Source organism: Runella defluvii, from assembly GCF_014195535.1.
Taxonomy (GTDB): domain Bacteria; phylum Bacteroidota; class Bacteroidia; order Cytophagales; family Spirosomataceae; genus Runella; species Runella defluvii.
Map to the genome: position 1 here is coordinate 36,158 of NZ_JACIBY010000027.1, position 12,726 is coordinate 48,883.

The 12,726-nt window shown below is 49.3% G+C and carries 4 protein-coding genes; 2 read left to right on the forward strand and 2 right to left on the reverse strand.

The window, feature by feature from the left end; translation table 11 throughout:
- Positions 1-104 precede the first annotated feature (104 nt).
- Entirely contained in the window at positions 105-7,511 is a 7,407-nt protein-coding gene (locus tag FHS57_RS30265; RefSeq protein WP_183980335.1) for a DUF8693 domain-containing protein, read from the reverse strand.
- Positions 7,512-7,779: 268 nt separating this feature from the next.
- Here FHS57_RS30265 and FHS57_RS30270 point away from each other — a divergent pair, with 268 nt between their 5' ends.
- Together FHS57_RS30270 and FHS57_RS30275 are read left to right on the forward strand one after the other, a co-directional pair.
- Positions 7,780-9,372, forward strand: a complete 1,593-nt coding sequence (locus tag FHS57_RS30270; RefSeq protein WP_183980337.1) for a tetratricopeptide repeat-containing sensor histidine kinase — start codon at positions 7,780-7,782, stop codon at positions 9,370-9,372.
- Positions 9,373-10,017 carry a response regulator gene (locus FHS57_RS30275; RefSeq protein WP_183980339.1) on the forward strand — a complete coding sequence of 215 codons (645 nt, stop codon included), beginning with the start codon at positions 9,373-9,375 and terminating at the stop codon, positions 10,015-10,017.
- 183 nt (positions 10,018-10,200) lie between these two features.
- Here FHS57_RS30275 and FHS57_RS30280 read toward each other — a convergent pair.
- Positions 10,201-12,726: T9SS type A sorting domain-containing protein (locus FHS57_RS30280; RefSeq protein ID WP_183980341.1), on the reverse strand; the 2,526-nt coding region annotated here is incomplete at its 5' end.

Consider the following 12,726-nt stretch of genomic DNA (forward strand, 5'->3'; position numbering starts at 1 on the left):
TATCAAGCAGTTACAAAACGCCATTTTTCGGGCATTTTTACAAAAAAGAGAGCCCCCAAAAATTGGAGGCCCTCTAAGCACTACGATATTAAAGCTACTACATTTTAATTCATTTTTAGCACTTTCAAGGTCGCTTGCTGGTCGGCGGTTGTCACCTGCAAGAAGTACATTCCCGCTGGCAATTCACTCACCCCAAACTCCTCTTGGTGCGTGTTGGTTTCGGGTACAAATTTACGACCCATCACTTGGCGACCCGAAGCATCCGTCAAAACCGTTTGCACCACTTGCCCCTTGCTCTCTTGGATTTTAAGGCGGAGGATGTTGCTGACGGGGTTGGGGAGAACGGTCGCGAAAGCGCCGTTATCGGTTAGCTGTTGTCCGTTATCCGACCCTTGCTCTTCGCCCCTTGCCCCTTGCCCCTTGCTTTTTGCCTCTTGCCCTTTGCCATTTGCCCCTTGACCTTTGCTTTTTGCCTCTTCGCTCTCCGCTGTCCTCGCTGCGCCTACGCCTATTCCATCTTTCGACTGGATTCTGAACCAGTATTCTTGGTAGGCCAACACGTTGCCTTGCGGTTTACGGGTGGATGGAAAGATACTGCCCCAGCCTTTCATGTCCCAATAGCGAATGCCTAGTTTGTACAACCCTTTGGGTAAACCTGCATCGTAGGAGTTGCCACCCGCGCCGTTGTCTTGGTAGAATCCGTACGCAGGGTGATTTTGGGCGTATAGCTCCGTCCAGCCTTCGCGGTTGGCGTACATGAAATACGGCGCGTTGTTCTCGTGCGTGTTGAACGAACGAATCACACCCATTTCGGGTACCGCTTGCATGTCAAACGTCAATGAACCGTTTGTGCCCAAACCGCACGCATCCGCATGTATCGTCCAGTAGCGAGGGGCCATTTTGTTGGCGTTTTCTACGTAAAACAACGTCGGATTCACTTGCGTACTTTGTTCCAATTCGGGGCCACCGTCGCGGGTGATAAACTGGCTCGTCCAAGCCGAACGGTCGTTGGTTTTGATGGCAGATTTGCTTTCGCCAATGTTGATCAACGTCACCGTAAACGCATTCCAATAAATATCCTTGCGAGCACTTTCAGCACTTTGGCAACCACCTTCAAATAGACATTTTGCCCAGTACGTTTGCTTTATTACGTTGCTGAAAGCCACTTCAAAACTTGGCGTAGTCACACCTGTATTCCAGCTCGTGGTGCTTCCTGCGGGACAGTTGGCCGTAATCGTCACCGTTGTACCCGTGCAAACAATCTCTTGACTGGCCGTAATCACGGGCGCTGCTTGTCCCGACGTTAGCGTGAACGTCACCACGTTGCTTTTCTCGCTTACACAGCCGTTTTCCGTTTGACAACGAGCATAGTACGACGTTGTTTGGCTTGGAACGGTTGATGGCAAACTTGGCAAAGCCACGTTCGTGCTGGCATTGTACCAAACTGTGCGCAGGCTTCCGCAAGACGATTGTCCGCTGAAACTTGCCGATGGGTTACAGCTACTTGTTGACGACAACGAGACCGTCGGTGCCGATGGAATGACCACCAATTTTAACCGCATCACGCCCGACTCCGATTCCACACACGATGGAGCACCGTTCGATTGGCGACAACGCACGCGGTAGTTGTGGAATTGGTTGTCCACCAAAGCCGTTGGAACGGCCGCGCTGTACTCGCCACCATCGACTGAGTAAAGAACTACTTCTCCCCCAGCGCAATTGGCGTTAAATGTGAGGGTCGTATTGACCAAGCTACACACTTCTTTGGTTTCGCCCACGGCTACCGTCACGCCATCCACCAATAACGACACATTTTGCGGTACCGAAGCACGGCCAGTAATGGTCAATTCAATTGGTCCCGTGTAAGTTGCGGGGCAAGTTGCGTCACAAGCTGCTTGGTAGCGGTGGGGTTGATTATTGGAGGATTGAGAAACGGGGGCTGTCGCCGACCAGTCGCTCCATACGCCATTCCCTACTTGTACTCGCCAAACAGGATTGCCTACCACACACAAACCCGAAACCGTAAACTGTAAACCATTAACTGGATTAGCATCTGTGTCGCACAAGGTTTGGGAATTACCTTCAACCAAGGTGCGTTGGAGGGTTGTCAGCGTAACCGTTGGTTTGCCTTGTACCTTCACCGTAGCGTTGCCCGTTTGCGCTTGGCTACAATTGGCAGCCGACACGCTCACGAGGTCATACACAAATACGCCTGCGGTCGTGGTGGGTTGCGTCACCGTAGCGGTATTGGCGCCACTGGCCGACGAAACGCTTTGCAGCGGCCCGCCGTTGATGCGGTAGCCAAACGTATAAACGCCCGTTCCGTTTGCGCCCGTAAAGGTAATGGTCGCCGAAGCTGCATTTTGGCAAACCGTGGTTGAGCCCGCAATGCTGGCCGTCACCGAGGAAGGGGCATTCAGCGTGTACGGCCCCGCCAAGGTCACGTCACAACCTTTGTATGTTATCTTAAAATCGCTGTAAGTACCTGCGCCAAGTTCTGGTAGAACAAAGGTGTTTCCTACCGCCGACACCCGTCCGCGCGACGTACCAACTGTAATAAGGGTTGAAAGTGCGTCGCTGCCTTTCTTGTAACTCAAGGTATAATTCCCCGCTGGCAAGCTGGTTGAGAACGATAGTGTGCCGTCCGTTGCGCCGCAAGTGGTAGGATGGCTGCTGCCAGTTTGGGTCAGCGTAAACGTCGGTGCGCTTAGGGTGGCCGTGGCGGCGTCGCTGATGCAGTTGTTCAACGTCACTTTAATGTTCGTGTAAGCACCTGCCCCCAAACTACCCATCACCAAACTCCCCGAAGCATCGCTGCCGACCGTCGCCGTCACTGCCATGCCGCCGTCTTTTTGGTAGCTCACACTGTAACTGGTGCTCGCCGCCAAACCCGTCAACTGAATGCTGCCGTCGGTGGTGTTGCAGCCGCTCGGTGGCGTTTTGGCCCCCACCGCAAAAGTCGGTTTGTTGGGGTCGGATAGCGAATAAGGCCCCGCCAAAGTCACCTCGCAGCCAGTATAGGTTATTTTAAAATCGCTGTAAGTACCTGCGCCAAGTTCTGGTAGAACAACGGTGTTTCCTACCGCCGACACCCGTCCGCGCGACGTACCTACTGTAATAAGGGTTGAAAGTGCGTCGCTGCCTTTCTTGTAACTCAAGGTATAATTCCCCGCTGGCAAGCTGGTTGAGAACGATAGTGTGCCGTCCGTTGCGCCGCAAGTGGTAGGATTGCTGATGCCAGTTTGGGTCAGCGTAAACGTCGGTGCGCTTAGGGTGGCCGTGGCGGCGTCACTGATGCAGTTGTTCAACGTCACTTTAATGTTCGTGTAAGCACCTGCTCCCAAACTACTAATCACCAAACTCCCCGAAGCATCGCTGCCGACCGTCGCCGTCACTGCCGTGCCGCCGTCTTTTTGGTAGCTCACGCTGTAACTGGTGCTCGCCGCCAAACCCGTCAACTGAATGCTACCGTCGGTGGTGGTGCAGCCGCTCGGTGGTGTTTTGGTACCCACCGCAAAGGTTGGTTTGTTGGGATTGGATACCGTAAGAATGTCTGTTATCGTAATATCGGTGCTGTTATGCACAATCTTGAAATCTCGGTATGCCCCCGCCCTGAGTCCCGACAAGGTAAAGGTATTGTTGCCTCCGCTGCCCGCCGTAACCGAAATAGTGGCAACACCAGGACTCCCAAGGAAAGTATAATCTAAGGTATAGGCGTTGGTACCTACGGGCAGGGTGGTGGTAAATACCAGCGCGCCGTCCATCGCGCCGCAGCCGCTCGGTGGCACCGTTGAACTGTAGGCAAACGTAAAGGCAGACGCAGGCGCACTCACCGTAGCCGAAAGCGCACTGCTGCTGCAACCACTGATGGTTAAAATGATATTGGTATAACTTCCTCCGCCCAAATTGGCGAGGGTAAGATTGCCATCGGCATTGGAACTGGCGGTGGTGGTAACGGCCGTACCGCCGTCTTTTTGGTAACTGATGCTGTAGCTTTTGCTCACAGCCAAGCCCGACAACTGAATGCTGCCATCGCTGCCCCCCACGGTCGTAACGGCCGTTGTACCGCTTACGGCAGGGTTGGGCAAATCGCCAAGACGGATAACGGGTGAATAAGAAAGTGCACAGTCTGCAGTCAAGACAAAATCCGAATAAATGCCCGCACTCAAATTAGACAAGTTAAACCGTCTAGCCCTACCCACCTGCACTACCGTCACATCAATTGTTACGGTAGTACCATTTTTTTTGTAACTCAACGAATACGTTCCTGGATTGATTCCAACGTTAAATAATACACTTCCGTCTGTACCCGCGCAAGTAGTGGGAGAAGTAATTGTAGCAGGAGAAACTATTCCAGCTACATAGATTATTCCTGCATTCACTACTTCGCACGTACCGTATTCCAGCACTTTAAAGTCGGAATAAGTGCCCTCGGTCAATTCACTAATAACCCCACCTTTACTTGTGACTACTAGTTGTCCCGATTGGTTGACGCCATTGCGTTTGTAGGTAACAGGATACGTACTTGAGGTACCCGTAAAGCCCAAGTTGGTAGCAAACTCGATGCGTCCCTTTATTGTACAATTAGCCCCACTCTGATTCGCACTAATTCCGTTGGTCAAAGCTGCCTCTGATACCGTAACCGTGCTAGTGATGGCTTGCAGCCAACAGGCTTTTTTGAGGGTGATGGTATATGTACCGATTGATAAATTACCACCCATACTTAACTGCCCACTGGCGTTAGACGTTAGGTTTTGGGGAGTGCCTCCTACGCCTAGCGTAACGGCGTACTCCGTATTGGGCTCTACTAAAAGTAACACACTACCATTGTTGTTGGTTGGGCAGTTGGAGGGAGCAATGCCAAGGGGGGTAAAGACAGGTACCGATGTGGCGGATTGGGTAATGGTGAACGTCCCTCCGTTGAGGTTTTGCACCAACCCAGTATTGGCCGTTATGGTACTAGTGCCCGTAGCATTTTCGATGATCATCCCTGCGTTGTTGGTCGTGCCTGTGCCTGTGATTATGCTATTTGACTTAATCCACAGCAAAGAACCACAACCTACATTTGAAAACGTACCCCCGTTATTCAAGGCGCGTGAGTTTACGCTCGCTGCAATGCCTCCAACAATGATGCTGGCATAGTTTCTGAAAACCCCACTGGCACTATTTTCTATACCGACACCGTTAAAAGGAAAATTATCAACGGTAATTTCCCCTCCCACATTGTTGTCAAAATTACCAAGATTATAAATACCAAATAGAAGTATTCCCCCCACATTACCGACATTTATCGTGCCTGCATTGGTGAACGTAATGCCTGGACTAACAATCAGCGCCGCATTTGTGCATCGGCTTATTTTTATCACGCCCCCTGTTTTGTTCTCAAATGTACCACCAGCACATGCAATACCATTAGCACCTACTGACTGCGTTTGGCCCACATTCACCGTCCCCGCATTGGAAAACGTAGCATTTGGATCGTTATTTATTGCAGTGTTGGATGTATAATCCACCGTAATGGTTGCCCCGGCGTTGTTGTTAAAAGTTCCTCTGTTTGCTATCCCTGTAGATCCCAGCGCATTTTCATTTCCCAATACCAACTGACCGTTATTTTCAAAAGTCCCATTATTGTCAAAAGAAAGATTATTTCTAAATCCGTTAATGGTCAACTTTCCCGAGTTAGTAATGGTCAGGGTAGCGCTGGAAAATATAATCACTGATTTGGCTTTGGCATCGGTGGTACTGATGGTTGGGTAAAGCTGTGGTGATGACACCACTCCGATTTTTACATCCTCGGTGGCGGCAGGAACGGTCAGGTTACTCCAGTTGGCGGCGTTGTGCCATTCGCCGTTGGCGCAGCCCGTCCATATCAACGTAGTTTCGTTAGCAAGGACATTGATTACACGGCTCCCCGTAGCGCTAATTCCTCCAATCGCAAACTGGCTGTAAATACCAATGGGAAGATTGTTTAACGTAAAAGTGCCATTGCTTTCAATAGTCACCGAAGCCGTGCGGGTTTCAGCCGTGGCGTTGCCGTTGGCTTGGTAACTGTAACTCAACGTTTGGGTAGTGCCGCTGTAAACCGTACTCGTAAACGCAATACTCCCCGTACCCGTACAGGTCGTTGGTACAACAGCGACTCCTAGGGTGAGCGTTGGGTTTTCGACCATGGTCGATAGGCTAAACTCAAGGGTGCTGCAGGTGGTTCCTTTCACTGTGATGGCATACGTCCCCACGCCCAAAGAGGGAATCGTGATTTCGTTGGTGGTCACTGCCACGCTGTTGGTGGTAGGGCTTCCGCCGTCCTTGCTATAAGTCAGCTCGTACGTATCGTTGAGCAAACCTTTGATTTTGATGGAGCCATCGCCGCCGTTGAACGTGGTAGGAGGCGCCCCAACCGCTACCAAGACGGGGAGTGGCCCCGCGCCTACGTTAAACGTACCTCCGTTGAGGTTTTGTATCAAGCCCGTGTTGGCCGTGATGTTGCTGTTGCCCGAGGCTTTTTCGATGATGGTCCCTGAATTGCTTGTGGTAGCGCCAGAACCGCTAAAAATTCGACTATTAGACTGAACCGACAGCAAGGCACTACAACCGTCATTGATAAAAGTAGCTCCGTTACCCAAACCAAACGCTCCTCCCGCAGTGGCTCCTATTATGATGGTCGCATAGTTTCGGAAAGTGCCAACCACATGTTCAATTCCATAGTTACTGAAATTGTCAATGGTGATGACACCGCCTAAGTTATTATCAAAACTTCCCTTAGAGGTGATACCAACACTACCCACACTTCCACCCACGCCAATGTTGATAGTTCCCGCATTCACAAAAGTGGCCGTTTCATTCACTTCCATAGCCCGAAGGACACATCGGTCTATTTTGAACACTCCCCCTGTTTTGTTCTCAAATGACCCAAGATTGTTTAAACCAGCACTTCCCACCGACTGCGTTTGACCCACATTCACCGTTCCTGCATTGGTAAACGTACCACTATTATCTATTGCGATGTTCGAGGTATTATCCACCGCTATGGTTGCCCCTGCGTTGTTTTTAATCGTCCCAATCCCATTGTTTTTAATCCCATAAGTATATAACGCACTTTCATTTCCCAACACCAACTGACCGCTGTTTTCAAAAATCCCACTATTGGTAAAAGAAGTATTAGTAGTATTATTAAATCCATTAATGGTTAATTTTCCCGTATTGGCAATGGTCAGGGCAGCGCTAGAAGACACGATAAACACCGACTTGGCTTTGGCATCGGTCGTGCTGATGGTTGGGTAAAGCAGTGGTGATGATACGGTTGTGATAATCACATCGTTGGTGGCGGTAGGAACACCCACTGGGCTCCAGTTGCTGGCGTTATTCCAGTCGTTGGTCCCTGCATCTCCCGCCCAGAGTTTTGTTTGGGCCAACAGTGGCTGGCTTGCCCCCAGTCCCAGCACCAAAAATAGGCTGGTGAGGTAGGTGATTTTGAGGTGTTTTAAACGTGTAAAGAGATAATGTAGCTTCATATACGTAGTCCGTTAAATTTGAAGCCACAAATAAATAGCAAAAAAAAACGAGAAAAAATAAGGGTTAACCCTTATTTTTTGGATACTTTTATGACTTTTTAAGGGAAATATATGCCAATAAGAACGAAAAAAGCCCCTCTCCAGAAAGGAGAGGGGTTGGGGGTGAGGTAGGTTGAGGTTATAACAAAGTAGGGTAATTGTATGTACAGTACAAAGGTCTGTCAAAAAAAAACAAAATGATATAAGGGTTAACCCTTATTTTTAGGTTATGAAAATCGGCTACTTTTATTTGTTTTGGATGGTTACTTTGTGTCACGTTTGGGGGCAAGAAACCCCAAGTCCGCTGCCCAAACCGTCGATAAACAAGCTGGGACTTGAAGTATATGTGCTCAACAACGCCTTTCGTTACGATTCGTCGATTGTGCTGCTCCGCCGCATGATTGATGCCCCAACGACCTCCAACGAAGACCGTTTCTACGCTTTTTTGTACCTTTCGCACACCTACAAACGGCTTTTTGACTACACCACCACGTTGGAGCAGCTAGACTCCGCCTTGTTTTATGGCCGCAAAACTGCCCACCGCGCCTATTTTGAAGCCAATATTTCGTGTCAGAAGGCGTATGTCTTATTTGATACCCACCGCTACGAGGAGGCTGACCAGCGAATGCAGCAACTTGCCCGCACCAACTACCAGTATTTGGACGAAGAGCAGCGGGCAAAAATCAACATGCAGGAAGCCTATTTGCTGTATTTGCAAAAGCGCTACCCCAATGCCGAACGGCGCTACTACGAAGCCCTGACGCACCTACAACGCAGCAGCACCTGCGACGTGCCGATGATTTATACCAAGCTCATTCAGCTCTACGAAAAAATGGGCAACGAAGCAGGAATGCGCAGAGCCGCCGCCCAATCCATCAAAGCCGCCGACTCCTGCAAAATCACCAAATACGGGCTTTATACCTACGAAGAGCTGTACCGATCCTACGAACGCTTGGGCAATATTTCGGCGGCGTTCAACGCCCTCAAGGTCTATGATTCGCTCAACACCATTTACAAACAAGAGGAGCATTTGTCGGCGCTCAAAGACCGTGAATTAAAATACCAACAAGAAAAAAACAAAATCAACGAAAAGCTCTACCAGTCGAGTTTAAAAAACGAACAACAAAAGAACCTCATCCTGATAGGTATTTTGGTGACACTCTCGGGTTTTGTGGCGTATTTTATTTTGTGGCAACGAAAAAAACAATTGCAGACCGAAAAAGAAAGAAACTTACATTATACCAAACAACTGTTAGAAAAAACGGAAGAAGAACGCAAGCGAATTGCGGGAGATTTGCACGACAGTATCAACTATGAACTGTTGTCGCTCAAAAAAAGTGAGAAACAAGACCCCGAGGTGATCAATACGAAGATTGACCAAATCATCAACGACGTGCGGGTCATTAGTCGAAACTTGCACCCCGTGATGTTTGACAAAATTGGGCTAGAGCCCAACATCGAACAATTGATAGAGCGGTTTCAGGCCCAACATAACCTGATGGTTAGCACCGAGTTTGACTACCAAGGCTCGCTGAGTTCACAAGCCGAATTGCAGCTCTATCGCATCATCCAAGAAGGCCTGACCAACATCATCAAGTATGCCAAGGCGCACGCGGCCAAAATTACCCTGACCGAATCTGCCGAAAAAATCCACCTACAAATCCGCGACAACGGCGTAGGCTTTGACGTTGCCAAAACCCTGTCGAGCACCGATGCTTTCGGGCTCCACAACATCATAGAACGTAGCCGAATTATTGGAGGAACCACCCATATACAATCATCGCCCGAAGGCTCAGTGATTGATGTAGAAATAGCTAAGTAAATGAAAAACAACGTTTTAGAGAAAAACCCAGTGAGTGTCTTAATTGCCGACGACCATCCCCTTACCCTTTACGGCACCCAAGCGTTTGTGACGTCGCTGGGGTACAAGGTAGTACACATCTGCACCGATGGACTAGAAGCGTTTGAGTGGATTGTCAGGCACAAACCCAAGATGGCGATTTTGGACATCAGTATGCCCCAAATGGACGGCTTGGAAGTGCTAGAAAAGCTACATCAACGGGGCATTTCTACGCGCGTTATTCTGTTTACGATGCACAAAGAGGCCACGATTTACAAACGTGCTAAAAACATGGGTTTGTCGGGTTATTTGCTCAAAGAAGGTTCAGAAGCTGAATTAAAACTGTGTTTGGAAACCGTTGCACAAGGTGGCAAATACATGAGTGACTTGATTTTAAAAGAAGCAAACAAACACCAGGCCAACGAAAGCGAAGAGTTAACTTTTGCCGAAAAGAAGGTACTGGAACTCATCGCGCAACAAAAAACATCCAAGCAAATCGGTGATTTACTATTTATCTCGGAAAAAACGGTAGAAAAACACCGTTCAAACATAATTCAAAAGCTAAATTTACCCAAAGAAAAAAACATACTTCTCCACTGGGCAATGAAGCATTTTTTAGAAAAATAAAGTTTTCAAAAGGCAAGTTTTTCAAGAAGCAAGTTAGCAAGGGGCAAAAGGCAAGTTAGCAAGTTTTTCAAGAAGCAAAATGCAAGGGGCAAGTTAGCAAGGGAAAAGTTTGCCCATTTGCCCCTTGCATTATTTTGCCTCTTGCCTCTTGCATTATTTGCCCTTTGCCTTACTTGCCCCTTACTACGGTGCTTTTACCACTTTCAAGGTTGCTTGTTGTGTTTCTGTCGTCACCTTCAAGAAGTACATTCCCGTCGGCAATTCACTTACCCCAAACTCCTCTTGATGGGTGTTGGTTTCGGGCACAAATTGACGACGTACGACCTCTCTACCAGAAGCATCCGTCAACGAAGTTTGCACCACTTGCCCCTTGCTGTCTTGAACCTTCAGGCGGAGAACGTTAGTCACAGGGTTGGGCATGACCGAAGCAAAAGGCCCGTTATCCGAACCTTGCCATTTGCCATTTGCCTCTTGCCCTTCGCCTCTTGCTCCTTGCCATTTGCCATTTGCCCCTTCGCTGTCCGCTGTCCTCGCTGCTCCTACCCCTACTCCATCCCGCGACTGGATACGGAACCAATATTCTTGGTAGGCCAACACGTTACCTTGCGGTTTGCGGGTAGAGGGGTAAATGCTGCCCCAGCCTTTTTGATCCCAGTAACGAATGCCTAATTTGTACAATCCTTTGGGTAACCCTGCGTCATATACGTTACCACCTGCACCGTTGTCTTGGTAAAAACCGTAGGCAGGGTGGTTTTGTCCGTACAACTCCGTCCAGCCTTCACGGTTGGCGTACATGAAATACGGCGCGTTGTTCTCGTGCGTGTTGAACGAACGAATCACGCCCATTTCTGGCGTCGCCAACATATCGAATGTCAACGAACCGTCGGTGCTTAATCCGCAAGCTTCTACGTTGATGGTCCAGTAGCGAGGGGCTGTTTTATTGGCATTTTCGACGTAATACAAAGTTGGATTTACCTGCGTGCTTTGCTCCAACTCAGGGCCACCATCACGCGTGATAAACTGACTACGCCACGCCGCGCGGTCATTGGTTTTGATGGCTGATTTTGATTCACCAATGTTGATCAACGTCACCACAAACGCATTCCAATAAATATCTTTGTGAACACTTTCGGCACTTTGACAGCCACCGTCAAAGATACATTTTGCCCAGTACGTTTGCTTCGTCACGTTGTTAAAGGCCACTTCAAAACTTGGTGTAGTAATGCCCGTATTCCAGCTTGTGGTACTTCCTGCGGGGCAGTTCGCCGAAATTGTGACCATCGTGCCCGCGCAAACAATTTCTTGCGAAGCTGTAATCACAGGAGCTACTTGGGTTGGCGGCAAGGTAAACGTCACCACATTACTCTTTTCACTTACACAACCGTTTTCCGTTTGACAACGAGCGTAGTACGACGTCGTTTGACTTGGAACGGTTGAAGGTAAGCTTGGCAAAGCCACATTCGTCGTCGCATTGTACCAAACCGTGCGCAAACTGCCGCAAGTTGATTGGCCGCTGAAACTCGCCGATGGGTTACAACTGCTTGTCAATGATAACGAGACCGTCGGCGCTGATGGAATGGTGACCAGTTTTAAGCGCATCACCCCCGACTCAGATTCCACGCACGATGGCGTTCCGTCTGATTTGCGGCAGCGCACGCGGTAATTGTGGTACTGATTATCCACCAAGCCTACGGGTACACCCGCACTGTACTCGCCACCATCCACCGAATAAATCATCACTTCGTGAGCTCCGCAATTGGCATTAAATGTAAGAGGCATATTCACCAAACTACACACTTCCTTCGTCTCGCCTACGGCAACTGTCACCCCGTCCACCAACAGCGACACGTTTTGCGGAACGGTCGAACGGTAATTTATCGTCAACTCAATTGGTGACGTATAAGTCACGGAACAGTTCGCATCACAAGCTGCTTGGTAACGGTGGGGTTGGTTATTGGAGGATTGGGAAACTGGGGCTGTCGCTGACCAGTCGCTCCATGCACCACTACCAACTTGAACTCGCCAAACAGGTGAACCCGAAACACACGAACTCGAAACCCCAAACTGTAAACTGTTAACAGGATTGGCATCCGTGTCGCAGAAAGTTTGTGAATTGCCTTCGTTCAAGGTTTGTTGTAATGTAGTAAGCGTAATCGTGGGTTTACCTTGTACACTTACAACCGCCGTGCCGCTTTGGGCTTGACCGCAATTTACATCGGAAACCCGTACTAATTCATAGGTAAAGACGCCCACCGAAGCAGTTGTTTGTTGAAGCGTTGCGGTGCTAGAGCCACCCGTTGTTTTGAGGGTTTGGATACTCCCACCATTGACACGATATTCAAAAGTATAAGGTTGAGTACCATTGGCCCCCGTAAAGGTAATGGGCACGTTAGGGGCATTTTGGCAAACGATGGAAGTTCCCGTCACGCTGGCAGTGGCCAAGGGAGGCTGAGTTAGCGTAAAAGGCCCCGCCAACGTAACTTCACAACCTTCGTACAGGATTTTGAACTTACCATAACTGCCCGCGCCTAGTCCTGACAACGTAAACGTAGCTGACATTCCCCCCACGCGGCCGCTTGGCGTTCCTACCGTAATCGAACCCGAACTCGATTGACCGTTTTTCTCATACGTCAACGTGTAACTCCCCGTGGGCAACGTCGTTGAAAACAAAATCGAACCATCCACCCCGCCGCACGTACTTGGATTTAC

Bases quoted from the DNA above. Each gene is read 5' to 3' on its own strand.
- FHS57_RS30270 (WP_183980337.1), top strand. From the start codon at position 7,780: ATGAAAATCGGCTACTTTTATTTGTTTTGGATGGTTACTTTGTGTCAC.
- FHS57_RS30265 (WP_183980335.1), bottom strand. From the start codon at position 7,511: ATGAAGCTACATTATCTCTTTACACGTTTAAAACACCTCAAAATCACC.
- FHS57_RS30275 (WP_183980339.1), top strand. From the start codon at position 9,373: ATGAAAAACAACGTTTTAGAGAAAAACCCAGTGAGTGTCTTAATTGCC.